The organism is Proteus sp. G2300 (assembly GCF_009915965.1).
GTDB lineage: Bacteria > Pseudomonadota > Gammaproteobacteria > Enterobacterales > Enterobacteriaceae > Proteus > Proteus vulgaris.
In genome coordinates, this window is sequence record NZ_JAABNK010000014.1 from 195,492 (window position 1) to 213,114 (window position 17,623).

At 37.6% G+C, this 17,623-nt stretch carries 12 protein-coding genes; 4 read left to right on the top strand and 8 right to left on the bottom strand.

Annotated features, from left to right (window positions below; genetic code table 11):
- Position 1: 1 nt before the first annotated feature.
- Positions 2-193: a cellulose biosynthesis protein BcsR gene (gene bcsR, locus GWI97_RS08660; protein ID WP_036935006.1), complete on the bottom strand. Its 192-nt coding sequence runs from the start codon at positions 191-193 to the stop codon at positions 2-4.
- Positions 194-1,052: 859 nt separating this feature from the next.
- On the opposite strand from bcsR, the gene bcsG reads away from it, so the two are divergent.
- Complete coding sequence (gene bcsG, locus GWI97_RS08665; RefSeq protein WP_087803185.1) at positions 1,053-2,786, top strand: cellulose biosynthesis protein BcsG; 1,734 nt, start codon at positions 1,053-1,055, stop codon at positions 2,784-2,786.
- 180 nt (positions 2,787-2,966) lie between these two features.
- Here bcsG and metK read toward each other — a convergent pair whose 3' ends face one another.
- Positions 2,967-4,121 carry a methionine adenosyltransferase gene (metK, locus tag GWI97_RS08670; RefSeq protein ID WP_036935002.1) on the bottom strand — a complete coding sequence of 385 codons (1,155 nt, stop codon included), beginning with the start codon at positions 4,119-4,121 and terminating at the stop codon, positions 2,967-2,969.
- 688 nt (positions 4,122-4,809) lie between these two features.
- Between metK and speA the strand changes: the two genes are divergently transcribed.
- The 3 genes from speA (at position 4,810) to GWI97_RS08685 (ending at position 8,857) form a co-directional block, all read left to right on the top strand.
- A complete protein-coding gene (gene speA / locus GWI97_RS08675; protein WP_036935000.1) occupies positions 4,810-6,717 on the top strand; it encodes a biosynthetic arginine decarboxylase in 1,908 nt (635 codons plus the stop codon).
- Positions 6,718-6,820: 103 nt separating this feature from the next.
- Complete coding sequence (gene speB, locus GWI97_RS08680; protein ID WP_087803187.1) at positions 6,821-7,741, top strand: agmatinase; 921 nt, start codon at positions 6,821-6,823, stop codon at positions 7,739-7,741.
- A gap of 336 nt (positions 7,742-8,077) precedes the next feature.
- Positions 8,078-8,857, top strand: coding sequence for an acetoin reductase (locus GWI97_RS08685; protein ID WP_087803189.1), 780 nt, complete (start codon positions 8,078-8,080; stop codon positions 8,855-8,857).
- A gap of 87 nt (positions 8,858-8,944) precedes the next feature.
- Here the strand turns inward: GWI97_RS08685 and mutH are convergent, their stop codons facing one another.
- The 6 genes from mutH to leuA form a co-directional block, all read right to left on the bottom strand.
- Positions 8,945-9,622 (bottom strand): DNA mismatch repair endonuclease MutH, encoded by a 678-nt coding sequence (mutH, locus tag GWI97_RS08690; RefSeq protein ID WP_036934998.1) that lies wholly within the window; start codon positions 9,620-9,622, stop codon positions 8,945-8,947.
- Positions 9,623-10,245: 623 nt separating this feature from the next.
- Entirely contained in the window at positions 10,246-11,955 is a 1,710-nt protein-coding gene (gene sgrR / locus GWI97_RS08695; RefSeq protein WP_115370719.1) for an HTH-type transcriptional regulator SgrR, read from the bottom strand.
- Positions 11,956-12,219: 264 nt separating this feature from the next.
- Positions 12,220-12,825, bottom strand: a complete 606-nt coding sequence (gene leuD / locus GWI97_RS08700; RefSeq protein ID WP_036934997.1) for a 3-isopropylmalate dehydratase small subunit — start codon at positions 12,823-12,825, stop codon at positions 12,220-12,222.
- Positions 12,826-12,833: 8 nt separating this feature from the next.
- A complete protein-coding gene (gene leuC / locus GWI97_RS08705; protein WP_161750151.1) occupies positions 12,834-14,243 on the bottom strand; it encodes a 3-isopropylmalate dehydratase large subunit in 1,410 nt (469 codons plus the stop codon).
- Between the two features lies 1 nt (position 14,244).
- Complete coding sequence (leuB, locus tag GWI97_RS08710; RefSeq protein WP_036934995.1) at positions 14,245-15,336, bottom strand: 3-isopropylmalate dehydrogenase; 1,092 nt, start codon at positions 15,334-15,336, stop codon at positions 14,245-14,247.
- A gap of 2 nt (positions 15,337-15,338) precedes the next feature.
- Positions 15,339-16,898 (bottom strand): 2-isopropylmalate synthase, encoded by a 1,560-nt coding sequence (gene leuA, locus GWI97_RS08715; RefSeq protein ID WP_036934994.1) that lies wholly within the window; start codon positions 16,896-16,898, stop codon positions 15,339-15,341.
- Positions 16,899-17,623 lie beyond the last annotated feature (725 nt).

Below are 17,623 nucleotides of genomic sequence, written 5' to 3' on the forward strand. Positions count from 1 at the left end.
CTCATTTAGTCATGTAATGAAATGCATTAAGTAATGGCCATCGATAAACAAGCACACTATTTTCCTCTTCTTTATTAATATCCTGATAGTGATAGTTATTTAATGAAAATAATTTTTTTAATTTATCTACATCCTTATTTAGATTATTTTTTTCTATTTTTATATTTGAGTTAATAAAAATTTCATTTTTCACATCAATAATCTCCAGATAAAAGAAAAATAAATTTCATTCCGAATTTTAACTTCCGTTAAAAGAGTGTTTAATTAATTTTTATTGCTGGTTTTTTTTAGGTTTTCATATTTAGGGTATGCTTTAAAAATAATTATTTCAATTACGTAAAAACACATAAAATAGATATTTATTATCTTTTGAATGTGAAGTTAATTGTTGGTTTTGCTTTTCGTTTTTTTATTTTTATTTCTTTTATGAAAATAATTAAAAGTAATAGAAAAGGCGCTTTACTGCAAAGTAAGGGGATAAACAATAATTGTAAATTAGTTGTTTATAACAATGTATTAAATTATTTAATTTAAATTCTAGTTATTATATATTGATTTTAATCATTTTTAATAAAATAATCATTAATTGATAATCTCCTGTTGATTATTTATGTTTTTATATCAAGTTATATATTTCTTTATTGTTGTTTATGTTGGTAGCTTGTTGTTAATTGTTATTTATATGTGGTTTATTTTGTTTTTGTTTCGAAATATAAAAATAAGATAACTCTGTGTTTCATTATTTAATGTAAATAATGAGCTGTTTTTAAAAATAGTAGCTATTATATAAATAGAAGCTTGAGTATTTTCTTTTAAATTTGAATTAAACAAGTTGGATTTTATTATTGTATTTATCAGAGAAATAGTGTTCCTCTGTTAGTTTTATTTTTTATTGATTTTTATTTAAGGGGTTTTACTAAGTGGTTAAATAAATATTCTATTATATCTTTATTTAGTAGTTAATTTAATATCAGAGGTAATGAAAAGGCAGATGTGAGTTATCATATAATTGTCGAGTTGGATTTATTTATACTAATAAGTAGGAAATCAAAATGAACAAGTCTAATTCAACCCAGTTCGATTTTTTACATTACTGGCATGGGTTGGGAGCATGGAATTTCTATTTTTTACTAAAGTTTTTTTTCCTTTGGTATGGTTATTTAAATTTTGATGCTTTTAGTAATCTACTTTTTCTCGCATTTTTATTGTTTCCATTACCTAAAAATATTTGGCATAAAATGCGTAATTGGATTGCTATCCCTATTGGGATCATTTTATTTTATCATGATACTTGGTTACCCAGTTTTTCAACGGTATTAGCGCAAGGAGGGCAACTTAAACAGTTTTCGTTTGATTATCTTGTTGAATTAGCGGTTAATTTTATTAATATCAAAATGATAGGTGTCGCCTTTATTTTGCTGGTAGCCTACCTTTTTATTGAACAGTGGATAAGGGTTTCTGTTTTTGTCATTGCGGGAGTGCTGTGGTTAAATATTGGAGGATTCACCCATTTTTCACAAGGTATGGTGCCTGCCGTTTCAGCAAATAGTTTTACCCAAGAAAATGATATTAATCCTGAAAAAATGACTGCATTAGCAAATGTCACTGAAGTCTTGCCTGAATCAGTCGAGCCAACTGCTGTTCCTGAAAACACTGTAGACATAGCATCAGTAGGAACCATTTATCCGCCCCAAAAACAGAAGGTCAATAATAAGGTATTGGATGATTGGTTAACACAATTTTATAGCTATGAGAAAAAACGCATAACACCTTTTCCTACACAGTTGTCTACCAATGCCCAACCATTCGATATTTTGATTATTAATATTTGTTCGCTTTCGACTGCGGATGCCGCCGCCGTTGGCTTACAAGAGCACCCTATTTGGGGTAATTTTGATGTGCTATTTAGTCACTTTAATACGGTTTCATCTTATAGTGGCCCTGCATCATTACGATTATTACGATCAAGTTGTGGGCAGGCTCACCATTCTGACTTATACGATCCGGCTGATACACAGTGTTTGTTAATGGATAATTTATCTTCACTCGGTTTTGCGAAGAAATTAGTATTGGATCATAACGGAAAGTTTGGTAACTACCTCAAAGAAATTCAGCAACTCGGTAATCTTAATGTCACTTTGCAAGATCAAGAAAATCTTTCTCATCAAATAACGGCTTTTGATGGTACTAAAATTTATAACGATAAAGAGACATTGATGCGTTGGTTGCAAGGCCGTGAACAATCGAATGAGAGTCGTAGTGTGACGTTTGTGAATTTAGTGTCATTACATGATGGTAATCGTTTTGTGGGGGAAAATAATACGGCTGATTATGGTAAACGCGCCAGCACTTTATTAGATGATTTAGATAACTTTATGAATGAGTTAGATAAAAAAGAAAGAAAAGTGATGGTCGTCATTGTGCCGGAGCATGGCGCCGCTTTACAAGGTGATAAAACACAAATGTCAGGTTTAAGGGACATTCCTAGTCAAAGTATTACTACAGTACCCGTCGGTATTCGGTTTACCGGGATCAAAGATAGAGCACAATTTTATCCACCAGTGATTATTGAAGAGCCAAGTAGCTATTTGGCCTTATCTGAATTTATTTCTCGTAATGTGAATGGTGATGTTTTTAATCAATCCGCTATTGATTGGAATGGATTAGCGAGTGAATTACCGCAAACAGCCAATGTCGCAGAAAATCAAGCTACTGTTGTGGTTGATTATCAAGGTCTGTCTTATATCAAGTTAAATGGTGGTGAGTGGATTAATTATCCTAATTAACCTGTAGCAGAAATAATTTCGTCATAACTCTATGTTCTTGTTTTCTCCTTTTGAGATCCCCGTATTGATTACGGGGCTTTTTTATGGAGTTAGACATAAAACAAAGAGTAATAAAAAAACCACTTCTAAAAAGAGGTGGTTTTATCAAACAATCAATAGCGTGATATTATGGATAGAGATTTATTTTAAACCTGCTGCTTCACGTAAGATTTCTGCTTTATCTGTTGCTTCCCACGGGAATTCAGCACGTCCAAAGTGGCCATAAGCGGCTGTTTTTTGGTAGATAGGATGCAGTAAATCTAACATTTGAATTAATCCATAAGGACGTAAGTCAAAGAATTCACGCACTAACAAGATCAGTTGTGATGTTGGCACTTTTTCTGTACCAAAGGTTTCTACCATAATTGAGGTTGGCTCTGCTACCCCGATCGCGTAAGAAACTTGGATTTCACAACGATCTGCTAAACCAGCAGCCACGATATTTTTAGCAACATAACGAGCGGCATATGCGGCAGAACGGTCTACTTTTGATGGATCTTTACCAGAGAAAGCACCACCACCATGACGTGCCATACCACCGTATGTATCAACAATGATTTTACGTCCCGTTAAACCACAGTCGCCCATTGGACCACCGATAACAAAACGACCCGTTGGGTTGATGAAGTATTTAGTTTGTTCATTTAACCATTCTGTTGGAAGAACCGGTTTAATGATCTCTTCCATCACCGCTTCATGCAGGTCTTTTTGTGAAATATCTTCAGAATGCTGAGTTGATAATACCACGGCATCAATACCGACAACTTTATCGTTGTCATATTGGAAGGTAATTTGGCTTTTCGCATCAGGACGTAACCAAGGTAAAGTGCCACTTTTACGAACTTGTGCTTGGCGCTGAACTAAGCGGTGAGCATAAGTAATTGGTGCAGGCATTAATACGTCAGTTTCATTCGTTGCGTAACCAAACATTAAACCTTGGTCACCGGCGCCTTGTTCTAAAGGATCTGCTCGGTCAACACCTTGGTTGATGTCTGGTGATTGTTTACCAATCGCACTGATAACTGCGCAGGAATTAGCATCAAAGCCCATATCGGAACTGGTATAACCGATTTCACGAACGGTATTACGTGTAATTTCTTCGATATCGACCCAAGCTTTGGTGGTAATTTCTCCGCCTACCATGACCATGCCTGTTTTGACGTAAGTTTCACAGGCAACGCGTGCTTTTGGATCTTGTTCTAAAATAGCATCCAAAACAGCATCAGAAATCTGATCTGCAATTTTATCTGGATGACCTTCTGAGACTGATTCAGAAGTAAATAGGTGTGTAGTCATTATATCTCGTTACCTTAATACAAACGGTTTAAGGATGGATGTTTTAACATCTAGACGTCCATTTTATGACTCTTCTCTCTTTAATTCCAGCTTTTTTTAATCAAATATAGGGATAAAGCAGAATCAAACAGTCAATCTTATTTTTTATTACGCGCTATTTTCTGATGATGAAAAATTAGAAATAAGAAAAAAAAGGTTTTTGTGCATTTTGCTTTTGCATTTTAAGTTAACTACAGGTATAAACTCGCGGTTACTGTGAAATCTGAACACAGTGTAAACCGCAGAATTTCGAATTCTGTTTCTCTGTTAGGGAAATGGCTTATAGGTTTAAGTCATGTGTGGAGTGAATGGGTAATGATCCATTGTCTACAGGTTAATCTTTTCAAAAACCAAAACAGTACTCGCCAATACTATACACGTAGTATATCTAGAGTGATTTCCTCTTTGAGCTCTTTCTCTTTAGAGCGAAGTTGTCTGTTACTTGCCAATAGGTGATTGTGTTAACTCGTTATAAGTTAACTCAAGAACTTTCTACTATTATGTCCTGCGAATAGCTGGATAATCATATAAAAATATAGTGAGTCATTACTTCCAACTGTTATTTATCAGTCGTTTCAGATTTTCAATAAATTATTGACTACTATAGTGACAGGCAAGGTATAAACTCATACTCCCTAAGGAGAATGTCATGAATGATAACATCGCTCGTAAGATGCAGCAGACCTATAATATTGCATATTGGGGTGGCGGTTACTATTTAGCGAATAATCGGGGAAATATTAGCGTTTGCCCTAATCCTGATGTTCCTGATGCCACTTTTGATTTAACTGAATTGGTTAAACGGGTTCAAGAAGAGCAATCCAATCTGCGCTTACCTGCACTTTTTTGCTTTCCTCAAATTTTACAGCATCGCTTACGTTCGATTAATGCGGCGTTTCATCGTGCACGTGAATCTTATGGTTATAAAGGTGACTACTTTTTAGTTTACCCAATTAAAGTTAACCAACAACGTCGTGTTATTGAGTCATTAGTCAATGCTGGAGAGCCTTTAGGTTTAGAGGCTGGTTCTAAAGCCGAATTAATGGCCGTGCTTGCTCATGCCAATATGACAAGCTCTGTGATTGTGTGTAATGGTTATAAAGATCGTGAGTATATTCGTTTAGCACTTACAGGCGAAAAACTTGGACATAAAGTTTTCTTAGTGATTGAAAAAATGTCTGAGATAAAAATGGTACTTGAAGAAGCTGAACGTTTAGACGTTATTCCTCGTTTAGGGGTTCGCGCTCGTCTTGCCTCTCAAGGATCCGGTAAATGGCAGGCAAGTGGTGGTGAAAAATCAAAATTTGGTTTAGCTGCGACACAAGTTCTGCAATTAATTGATATGTTACGTCAAGCTGATCGCCTAGAGAGTCTGCAATTACTGCATTTCCATTTAGGTTCACAGATGGCGAATATCCGTGATATTGCAACCGGAGTGCGTGAATCTGCACGTTTTTATGTTGAACTGCATAAATTGGGTGTGAATATTCAGTATTTTGATGTGGGTGGCGGTTTAGGTGTGGACTATGAAGGGACTCGTTCACAATCTGATTGCTCGGTTAACTATGGTCTTAATGAATATGCAAATAATGTTATTTGGGCGATAGGTGATGCGTGTGATGAAAATGACTTACCACATCCAACCGTTATTACCGAATCAGGTCGTGCGTTAACGGCACATCATACCGTATTAATTTCTAATGTTATTGGTGTTGAACGTAATGAATTTACCGCGATTACGCCACCTGAAGAAGATGCCGTAAGACCTATCTCTAGCCTTTGGGAAACATGGGAAGAGATGCAAACCAAAGGGCATAGCCGTTCATTACGTGAATGGTTACATGATAGTCAATTAGATTTACACGATGTGCATACTCAATATGTTCATGGCATGTTAAGTCTGACAGAGCGTGCATGGGCAGAAGAGTTATATCTAAATATTTGTCGTCGTATTCAATACGATTTAGATCCAAGTAATCGTGCTCATCGCCCAATTATCGATGAGTTACAAGAACGTATGTCAGATAAGTTCTATGTTAACTTCTCATTGTTCCAATCTTTACCTGATGCATGGGGCATTGATCAATTATTTCCTGTATTACCGATTGAAGGGTTAGATAAACCACTGGATCGTCGTGCGGTGCTACTCGATATTACGTGTGACTCAGATGGTATTATTGACCATTATGTGGATGGTGATGGTGTTGAAACAACCATGCCTATGCCAGCCTATGATCCTGAATACCCGCCTATGATTGGCTTCTTTATGGTTGGGGCTTATCAGGAAATTTTAGGCAATATGCATAATTTATTTGGTGATACTGCGGCTGTTGACGTTTATCTTGATGAAAAAGGTAATCTTACTTACGTCCAAAGCGAAGAGGGTGATACTGTTGCCGATATGCTTCAGTACGTTAAGTTAAATCCAACGGTGTTGTTAGAACGTTTCCGTACTCAAGTAAAAAATGCGCAGTTAGATGAAGCGTTGCAAGAACAATTCCTGACTGAATTTGAAAGTGGTTTATACGGTTATACGTATCTGGAAGAAGAAGAGTAATTCTTAATTTTCCAATGCAAGAGTGATGTTATTAAACATCACTCTTTATCTATCATATTGATTTGTATGTTACTTATTTTAAATAAGTGACAGAGGTAATAGCATGAAAAATAGTACGTTAGGTAATGAGACAGATAATTCATTGATCTCTAATGCATTTGGTTTTTTACGTTTTCCACTGAATTTTCAGCCTTATAGCAGTGATGCAGATTGGGTTATTACGGGTGTACCTTTCGACATGGCAACATCGGGTCGTGCGGGAACTCGCCATGGACCGGGTGCAATCCGCCAAATCTCAACCAATTTAGCGTGGGAAGGAAATCGCTGGCCTTGGGATTTTGATATGCGTGAGCGCTTAAGCGTAGTCGATTGTGGTGACTTAGTTTTTAACTTCGGTGATGCGCAGGATATGAGCGATAAACTACAAGCTCATACAGAGAAGCTATTAGAAGCCGGAAAAAAATGTTTAACTTTTGGTGGTGACCACTTTGTCACATTACCTTTATTACGTGCTCATGCTAAACATTTTGGTAAAATGGCATTAGTCCATTTTGATGCGCATACAGATACTTATGGTAATGGCAGTAAATTTGACCATGGTACCATGTTTTTTCATGCGCCAAATGAAGGGCTAATTGATCCTAGTCACTCTGTTCAAATTGGTATTCGCACTGATCACGATAGTGATAATGGTTTTACCGTGTTAGATGCAGCACAAGTTAATGATCGTGGCGTGGCTGATCTTGTTGATCAGATCAAAAGTATTGTTGGTGATTTACCTGTTTACCTGACTTTTGATATTGATTGTCTTGATCCTGCATTTGCGCCAGGAACGGGTACACCCGTTGTCGGTGGCTTAACAACCGATAAAGCCCTGAAGATCTTACGTGCATTACAACCGTTAAATATCGTCGGTATGGATTTAGTTGAAGTTTCTCCTGCTTATGATCAATCTGATATTACAGCACTTGCAGGGGCGACGATTGCGCTTGATATGTTATATCTGCAAGCAGCAAAAAAATAATTTCTGTTAATCTTAGAAATTAGAAGTAAAGCGATATCTTTTTAGGTATCGCTTTTTTATTTTTTACTCTATGAATTAATGAGTTAAGCATTTTTTGCTAATAAATTAATCTACTGCTCAAATGTCTTTTCTGCTTTTTTTAGTGTTTATTTTATCTTTTATTGAGCGCTTATTCTAAATGATAATTATTTATAGAGTGTTTAATCACTATTATTGCGTTTACTAGTGAATGATCGTTATTTTGTCACTCGCCTGTTTAATTGCTACTGTTAATCTATTAACAAAGTTCTTTTTTTAGAAGAGCTTTTTCATCTGTGAATATTCAGGAGAAAGACAATGGCTTTGAATGGTAAAGTAATTTTGGTTACAGGCGCTGCTCAGGGAATTGGCCGTGGCATTGCATTGCGTTTAGCAAAAGAAGGTGCTGATATTGCTCTGGTTGACTTGAAGGCAGATAAGCTAGCAGATGTGGCAAAAGAAATTGAAGCACTAGGACGTAAAACAACAATTTTTGCTGCTGATATTAGCCATCGTGATGAGGTTTTTGCTGCTGTTGAACATGCTGAAAAGACGTTAGGTGGTTTTGATGTGATGATCAATAACGCCGGTATTGCACAAGTTAAACCTCTGGCTGACGTAACACCCGAAGATATGGATAGGATCTTCAAAATTAACGTAAATGGTACTATGTGGGGGATCCAAGCAGCATCGGAGAAATTTAAAGCATTAGGCCATAAAGGTAAAATTATTAATGCATCTTCTATTGCCGGGCATGATGGTTTTGCAATGTTAGGTGTTTATTCAGCAACTAAATTTGCTGTGCGTGCGCTTACACAAGCTGCAGCAAAAGAGTATGCCAGCGCTGGCATTACTGTAAATGCTTACTGCCCAGGTATCGTGGGCACAGATATGTGGGTTGAAATTGATGAGCGCTTTGCCGAGATAACCGGAGCACCAAAAGGCGAAACCTATAAGAAGTATGTTGAAGGTATTGCATTAGGGCGCGCTCAAACTCCTGATGATGTTGCAGCCCTCGTTGCTTTCTTATCGAGTGATGATTCTGACTATATTACAGGCCAAGCGATTTTAACTGATGGCGGTATTGTTTATCGTTAATCACTAAAATAGAGTGTGACTTGTTAATACCCTGTGTTATTTAAGATAATGACACAGGGTATTTTTTGTGGGTGATTTATAACGAAATCAAAGCTGAAAATAACGGGCAAGCAACGGGGCTGTAAAATTCTTTTTCAAATAAAATCCTCTAGGTAATGTCATGATGCGTTGCCCATTTTCACCGATAGCCTCGGTTAAGGCTTTACTGTTTGCGGCTTTGGGGCGAATTTGTAACACCTGTCCATGACGTGCCGTAATACTTTCTACTTTGCCCAGTACAATCATATCCATTAATTCTTCCCAATCATGGCGTAATAATTCTTCTTCTAGATGATTGGGACTCCAGAGTAGTGGAGAGGCAACGCGACGTTGTGCTAATGGGATCTCTCTTTCACCTTCAACAGGCACCCATAATACTTTAGAGAGTTTACGTTTTACATGGCTATTTTCCCATGTAATACCACTGTTTCCGGTTAATGCGGCAACACACACAAAGGTGGTTTCTAAAGGCATACCGAATCTATCAATTGGAATTGTTTTAAGTTCAATACCCAATTCACTGAAGTCTTGCTCAGGTTTGCTACCTGCACTTGCACCTAAATAATACTCCAACAACATGCCTACCCAGCCTTTATCTCTTTTAAGATCAATTGGGATAGGCAATTGTGCAAAAGCTGCAAGTTCACCAAAAGTGTAACCTGCAAGTGCTTTTGCTCGTTCAAATAAAACGTGCTCATTTTCAGGTGCTACAGGTGGCGTAAACATAGTTATTATCTTCTTGTATAAATAATAGACAGAAAAAACAGGTTGTTGGTAACGTATTTAGCTTTATTTTATTTAAATCATAATAGCATGATATATCATCATTTTTTTGGGTTAATTCTCGCATTGAAATTTATAATTTCAAGTTGTGCACGGTTATCCTGAAATCATAAACAGGCTTTTACACTAGGTTATCCACAGCTTTATGGGATAACTCACAGAAAGTGAGATCACTGTTCTGATTTACAGCCTTGACTTTTGCAGATATTTGCCAAAATTATCCCATTTTGCCTAACTAATCGGCATAACCTGTGGATAAAACATTCTGTGGTTGTTTTTTGTACGATTTAAGCGAGAGGGGCTTTTAATTGTTTTATCCAATCGTAGAAATAGGCATTAAAAACTAGCTACTAATTTGAATTATAAGTGATATTTTAAAATTTATATCAACAACCTTTTTAACAATATAAAAACTATACCCTGATTATCTCACCCTTTTTCACATAGATATCCACAGAAAAAGTGAATAAATCCCCTAAGCATTTGTGTGGGTGTTTATAACTTTCAAGATTTCTGTGAATTAACACAAATAATGACTCATTGAATTATCGTAAGAGGTCGGTAGCTTATGTTAACTTTGGCGTATCAGTATCAGTATCAGTATCAGTATCAGTATCAGTATCAGGTGTAAACCATGCCGATTTGAAATCAAACCAACCAAAAGTATTCATTTTGACACCACGTATGGTTCTTTGCCCTTGTAGCTCAAGTAAATGATGAAATAAAGGATAAAGCCAAATATCGTGTGTCAGTTGACGACACCACGCTTCTAGCGGTAGTGCTTTTTGATGCCATAAAGAGAGGTCTTGTGTAAACGAACGCCCTAAACATTGATGAAAAAGGGGTAATTCATAGAGGGTTGCAAAAATAGAAAACGCTAAGGGTTTATAGAAATTTACTGTCGCTAACCAGATATCACTTTCTGCTTCACCATAATACCACTGTTCGTAATCGAGGACTTGAATAGTAAGTTCAATATCATATTGAGATAAAATACTTTCTATTAAATCTGCAATAGTACTGTATTCATGATGCTCTTTATAAAGAGTGACAGTCAGTTTGGTTAATGAAGTTGGTTTAGGATGTTGGCGGATTAATTTACTGTGATGCCAATGAAGTAATAATCCATAAGCAGGAGACCAATGGCGTTGATAGAACGGATCGCAATGCGTCAGCATATTAACCGGGGTTAGTACGCTACTTAACCAAGCTCTTATTTCTGTTTGTTGACATTGCGCTGAGCGACTGTCGTAAAGTAAAAAATAACATCCTTCTTCTTTACGGCTTTCTAGGGGATCTTTGTTGGTATCATCATCTGTTAAATGAATGGTTGAACAGACCATTTTTTTATTTAGTTCAGGTACAACCCATATATCAATTTCATCTAATAATGCACGCAAGCCAAAATAGCGATTAAAGGCTTTGATTTGCAGTTTATGTTGATCATTAGCCATGACTTGATAAGCACCAGTTCCTATTGGGTGCTGTGCAAAGGTCGGAAGTGATGCCCATTCCTTTGGCAAAATAACCGCTTGTGGACTTCCTAATAGCGTTGCAAATTGTTTGTCGGCTTCGTTTAAGAAAATATCAAGCACATAAGGTTGGGGCGAGGAAATACGTTCTATATGTGCATAAAGTGGGTTGCAGTGTTTCATGCGCATTAAAGAAGAGCTGATATCTTCAAGTGTGAGCTCGCGACCATGATGGAAATAAATAGAAGGGCGTAAATAAAATCGCCAATGTTGCTCTGTGATCATCTGCCAATGATGAGCTAATTCAGCTTCGACTTCCCCATTTTCCTCTTTTAGATGGACTAATGAGTTGAATATTTGACTCATTAAATGTAATTCAGAACGTCTTAATGGTGTTCCAGGTAATAAATTCCTAAAAGGGCGATAGTAAATAATGCGCAGTAATTGTTGACCGGGGTGAAAGCTTTTTTCAATTTGTGAGAGTACCATTTGGCGTACAGAGTCTTTATCACCCATCAGTGCAACAAGCTTTTCAATATCGTTCTCTTCTATTAAACGCTCAGCACGATTTTGTTGAATTTCTTGTGCATTAGATTGAAAACTCAGTGTGGATTTTTTGCCTCTACCTACTTCTGCTTGCCAATTTATCCAGCCTATTTCTTGCATTTTATTTAATAAAGAACGGACATGACGACGCGTACAATGTAGCGTTTGTGCTAATTCTTGTAAGGTAGTTTCAGATGTCTTTCCCTGAAAGGCTTGCCATAGGCGAATAAATTGCAACTCTAAGCGGGGGGTGGTCATAAAAGAGGAAATCCCTTAATAAAGTGATCAATTTTAATTTCCTTATATTAGACCGATAATGTTTGTGTTTAAAGTTAGCTCTTATGTTAGTTATCACAAATTATGAATACTGACAGACTCCCCATTTGAGCATTCGGTGATTGCCGGCCAGTGATAATTGATCGCTGGCTTTTTTATTTGGTAAAAAAAGCCGTAAATGAATTTACGGCAAGAATAACAAAGTAAACATCACAGAAAGTAGAAGAAGGTGAAAAATTGCCCTTATTAGCGCATAAAGGCAGGTTGTTTTGCCTCATAAACGCTAATGTCATCTTGGTGTTGCAGTGTTAATCCAATACTGTCCAATCCTTCAATCATGCAATGACGGCGAAATGAATCAATTTCAAAAGAGAAACATAATTCACCCGCTCTGACCTCTTGTGCGACGAGATCTACGGTAATTGGAATACCTGCATGTTCTTTTACCCAATCAAATAATTGTGAGACTTCATCATCACTTAATTTGATTGGCAATAATTGGTTATTAAATGAATTACCATAAAAGATATCAGCAAAACTCGGAGCGATAACAGCGTGAAAACCATAATCTGTTAATGCCCAAGGAGCATGTTCACGTGATGAGCCACAACCAAAATTTTCTCGTGCTAATAAAATAGAAGCACCTTGGTAAATAGGCTGATTCAAAATAAAAGCTGGATTAGGCTGTGTACCTTCGTCATCCAAAAAACGCCAATCGTGAAATAGATGTTTACCAAAGCCAGTACGGGTGACTTTTTGCAAAAATTGCTTAGGAATAATGGCATCGGTATCCACATTTGCAGCATCTAAAGGAACCGCAATACCTGTATGTTGAGTAAATTTATTCATCATGCTCTCCTTTAAGATGCCACTGCAAATGTACGAATATCTGCAAAATGACCATTAATGGCCGCAGCTGCTGCCATGGCTGGGCTAACTAAATGCGTTCTGCCTCCACGACCTTGGCGACCTTCAAAGTTACGGTTGCTGGTGGATGCACAACGCTCGCCTGGATTTAATCTATCGTTATTCATGGCTAAACACATTGAACAACCCGGTAAGCGCCATTCGAAACCCGCTTCAATAAAGATTTTATCTAAGCCTTCTGCTTCAGCTTGTGCTTTAACAGGTCCTGAGCCAGGAACAACAATCGCTTGAACATGAGAGGCAACTTTATGGCCTTTCGCAATTTCAGCTGCCGCACGTAAATCTTCAATGCGGGAATTGGTGCAAGAGCCAATAAAGACTTTATCAATAGCAACGTCTGTTAAATTGATGCCTTCACTTAATCCCATATAAGCCAAAGCTTTTTCAGCCGAAGCTCGTTCAACAGGATCATTAAAGCTGTTTAATAAGGGAACAATTTGGTCAATAGCAATAACTTGCCCCGGGTTAGTGCCCCAGGTGACTTGTGGCGCAATGTTAGCAGCATTAATGGTAACAGTAGCATCGAAGGTTGCATCGTCATCAGATTTTAAGGTTTTCCAATAAGCGACAGCCTCATCCCATGATTGACCTTTAGGAGCAAATTGGCGATCTTTTAAATACGCAAATGTCGTGTCATCAGGTGCGACTAATCCTGCTTTTGCTCCCATTTCAATGGCCATATTGCATAAGGTCATTCGACCTTCCATGCTTAATGCCTCAATTGCTTCGCCTGCAAATTCAACGATATAACCTGTACCACCTGCACTACCTAATTTACCAATAATGGCTAAAACGATATCTTTTGCAGTGATCCCAATGGCGGTCTTGCCTTGAACTTCAATTTTTAATGTTTTGGCGCGAGATTGTTTTAAGGTCTGAGTTGCTAAAACATGTTCAACTTCTGAAGTACCGATCCCAAAAGCTAATGATCCAAAAGCACCATGTGTTGCGGTATGTGAATCACCACAAACAATCGTCATTCCCGGCAAGGTCAAGCCTTGTTCTGGGCCCATCACGTGGACTATTCCTTGATAAGGATGGTTTAAGTCATACAGTGTGACACCGAATTCTTGGCAGTTTTTCATCAACTCTTGCATTTGGATCCTAGCCATATCACCACAAGCGTTAATATCTTTTGTTTGTGTTGATACGTTGTGATCCATCGTTGCAAAGGTTTTATTAGGTTGACGAACAGGGCGACCTTTTGTTCTTAATCCATCAAAGGCTTGAGGTGATGTCACTTCATGCACTAAATGTCGATCGATATATAAAATGGGTGTTTCATCACTCACTTCTCTGACAACATGTGCATCATAGATTTTTTGATATAATGTTTTACCCATATTATGCCCCTTCACGAATATATTGTGCGATACGATCACCCATCTCGGCGGTTGTGATTGCGTTACCATCTCCAGCTAAGTCTGCGGTACGATGGCCTTCTGCTAATACTTGAGTGATAGCATCTTCAATGGCTTGGGCCGCTTTGTCTTCATTAAAGCTGTAACGCAGTAATAACGCAGCAGACAAAATTTGTGCAATAGGATTAGCAATATTTTTACCTGCAATATCTGGTGCTGAACCACCGGCTGGCTCATATAAGCCAAAGCGTTTTTCATTAACGCTTGCGGATGGCAACATCCCCATTGAACCGGTGATCATGGCGCATTCATCAGATAAAATATCGCCAAAAATATTGGAGCACAGTAATACATCAAACTGAGAGGGATCTTTAATTAACTGCATTGTTGCGTTATCGATATACATATGCTGAATTTCAACATCTGGGTATTCTTTGGCAATGCCTGTTACGACCTCACGCCATAAAATAGAGCTTTGTAAAACGTTCGCTTTATCAATTGAGGTCACTTTATGGCGACGTTTACGCGCTGATTCAAACGCAAAACGGGCAATACGTTCGATTTCATAACGATGATAAACTTCAGTATCAAAAGCGCGCTCTTGAGCACCTTCACCTTCACGGCCTTTAGGTTGACCAAAATAGATACCGCCAGTTAATTCGCGAACACATAAAATATCGAAGCCACGTTGTGCAATGTCAGCACGTAATGGGCAATAAGCTTCTAAACCTTCATATAAACGAGCTGGGCGTAAATTACAGAACAATTTAAAATGTTTACGCAAAGGTAATAGCGCGCCACGTTCAGGTTGCTCATTTGCGGGCAAATGCTCCCATTTAGGGCCACCGACAGAGCCAAATAAAATAGCATCGGCTTGCTCGCAACCGGCTAAGGTATTTGTTGGTAAGGGGGTGCCATGATTATCGATGGCAATACCACCGATATCGTATTCTTTTGTGGTGATATTAAGTGAGAAACGTTCACTTACCGCCATCATTACTTTTTGTGCTTGGGCCATGACTTCAGGGCCAATACCATCTCCGGGTAATACTGCAATATGATAATTTTTTGACATAATTAAACCGCTTCTTGTGTTGTATGTTGTTTGCGTTTTTCTATTTCGACTTGCTCTGAGCGCCAAATGCTATTGATAACGTGGATCATGGCGTTGGCGGATGAGCCGACAATGTCCGTTTCTAAGCCCATCCCATGAAATTTACGTCCTTGATATTCAACGACAATATCAACTTGTCCTAAAGCATCTCGACCTTCACCCTTAGCCGTTAATTGGTAAGTCACTAACTTTAATGGGTAACCTGTTGCTCGGGATATTGCTTGATATACGGCATCTACGGGGCCGTTACCTGTTGCCGCTTCGGTAATTTCTTTATTGCCATGAGTAATACTAACGCTTGCGGTGGCAACGGTTGATGAGCCTGACTGTGTATTAAAATAGTTCATAACAAACTCATCAGGTTCTTGTTGTTGCTGACCAATAAACGCTAGCGCTTCTAAATCATAATCAAAGACTTGGCCTTTTTTATCGGCCAAACGTAAAAAGGCCGCATATAAATTATCCAAGTTATAATCTTGTTCGCGATATCCCATTTCCTCCATACGATGTTTGACAGCCGCTCGGCCAGAACGCGAAGTTAAATTCAATTGTACTTCTTTTAATCCGATAGATTCCGGAGTCATAATTTCGTAGGTTTCGCGGTTTTTCAGTACACCATCTTGGTGAATACCAGAGGAATGTGCGAATGCATTGGAGCCAACAACTGATTTATTCGCATGAATGGGTGTATTACATAATTGGCTTACTAATTGGCTGGTTCGATAAATTTCTTTGTGATTAATGCGTGTTTGAACATTCATCATCTGTTCACGCACCTTTATCGCCATAATAACTTCTTCTAATGCACAGTTGCCCGCGCGTTCGCCTAAACCATTAATCGTGCCTTCTACTTGTCTTGCTCCTGCTTGTACTGCGGTAATAGAGTTAGCAACCGCCATACCTAAATCGTCATGGCAATGAACAGAGATAATGGCTTTATCAATATTGGGTACACGCTCAAACAAATTCGTGATAATGCCACCGAATTGATAAGGTGTCGTATATCCCACCGTATCTGGGATATTAATTGTGGTTGCACCCGCATTTATTGCGCTTTCAACGATTCGACATAAATTATCAATATGAGTACGACCTGCATCTTCACAAGAAAACTCTACATCATCAGTATAACGACGGGCACGCTTTATTGAACTTACCCCCATGTCAATAATGTCTTCAAATGATTTTTTTAATTTATGTTCAGCATGTAATGCTGACGTTGCCAAAAAAACATGAATACGAAAAGCGTCTGCGATTTTTAAAGATTCTGCGGCAACATCAATATCGTTATCAACGCAGCGTGCTAATGCACAAATACGGCTGTTTTTGATTTCACGTGCAATAGTTTGCACCGATTCAAAATCGCCCGGAGAAGAAACAGGGAAACCAGCTTCAATGATATCCACACCTAAACGCTCTAAGGCATAAGCAATTTGTAATTTTTCTTTCACACTTAAGCTTGCTTGTAACGCTTGTTCACCATCTCTCAATGTGGTATCAAAAATAATCACGTTGTTGCTCATAATTTGTTCCTTCTCTTTTTATTTAGTGTTTGCGCTCTCCCAGGTATAAAAAAACCCGCGACTAGCGCGGGTTTTCTCTCTAAGGGCAGGTGTGTTTCACTTTTTACCCATAAGCCGACCGCGCATAAACGTTGCGAGTAGTAGTAGGCTTGATAGTAAAATTGCGTTCAGCATGAAACATCCCTAGATAAGTTCTCAATAATCTTTATTTATTGATACCTAATACCAATAAAGATGTCAAGTGTTGGAATTTATTAAATCATTTGACCTGATTATTTATAAGTTTTTCATAGTGATTCTGACTAATATCTAAATTTTTACTAATGATTATGACTATCGGTGAATCATTGATTGGGTTAATGTTCCGTGCATGGTTTAAAAAGGAGTGAAATACAAAATTAAACAATTGTTTGCTTTTTTTTTCACCAACTAAGCAAGTCAGAAAAAAAGAAAGGTAAGAGAAAGAGGAGAAGAGGAATGTGAGCAACGTTTTGAATGTAAGAATAAAAATCATTGTATTATAAAAGATAATCACTATTGATTGCCTATTTTAGGAATGAAAGTACATTATTTTATTATGATTTTTATCATACTTTGTTTTATTATTTGCAAGGCAGAAGGTAAAACAGGTTGTAATATATATTGATATAATCATTTTCTATACATTTAATTTCGATATCAATTTAAACTTTTTATATGAAGTATGTTTTTTTATTGATATGAAA

Coding starts and splice junctions, on each gene's coding strand:
- bcsG (WP_087803185.1), top strand. CDS start 1,053: ATGAACAAGTCTAATTCAACCCAGTTCGATTTTTTACATTACTGGCAT.
- speB (WP_087803187.1), top strand. CDS start 6,821: ATGAAAAATAGTACGTTAGGTAATGAGACAGATAATTCATTGATCTCT.
- sgrR (WP_115370719.1), bottom strand. CDS start 11,955: ATGACCACCCCCCGCTTAGAGTTGCAATTTATTCGCCTATGGCAAGCC.
- mutH (WP_036934998.1), bottom strand. CDS start 9,622: ATGTTTACGCCACCTGTAGCACCTGAAAATGAGCACGTTTTATTTGAA.
- leuC (WP_161750151.1), bottom strand. CDS start 14,243: ATGGGTAAAACATTATATCAAAAAATCTATGATGCACATGTTGTCAGA.
- leuD (WP_036934997.1), bottom strand. CDS start 12,825: ATGATGAATAAATTTACTCAACATACAGGTATTGCGGTTCCTTTAGAT.
- leuB (WP_036934995.1), bottom strand. CDS start 15,336: ATGTCAAAAAATTATCATATTGCAGTATTACCCGGAGATGGTATTGGC.
- leuA (WP_036934994.1), bottom strand. CDS start 16,898: ATGAGCAACAACGTGATTATTTTTGATACCACATTGAGAGATGGTGAA.
- GWI97_RS08685 (WP_087803189.1), top strand. CDS start 8,078: ATGGCTTTGAATGGTAAAGTAATTTTGGTTACAGGCGCTGCTCAGGGA.
- speA (WP_036935000.1), top strand. CDS start 4,810: ATGAATGATAACATCGCTCGTAAGATGCAGCAGACCTATAATATTGCA.
- metK (WP_036935002.1), bottom strand. CDS start 4,121: ATGACTACACACCTATTTACTTCTGAATCAGTCTCAGAAGGTCATCCA.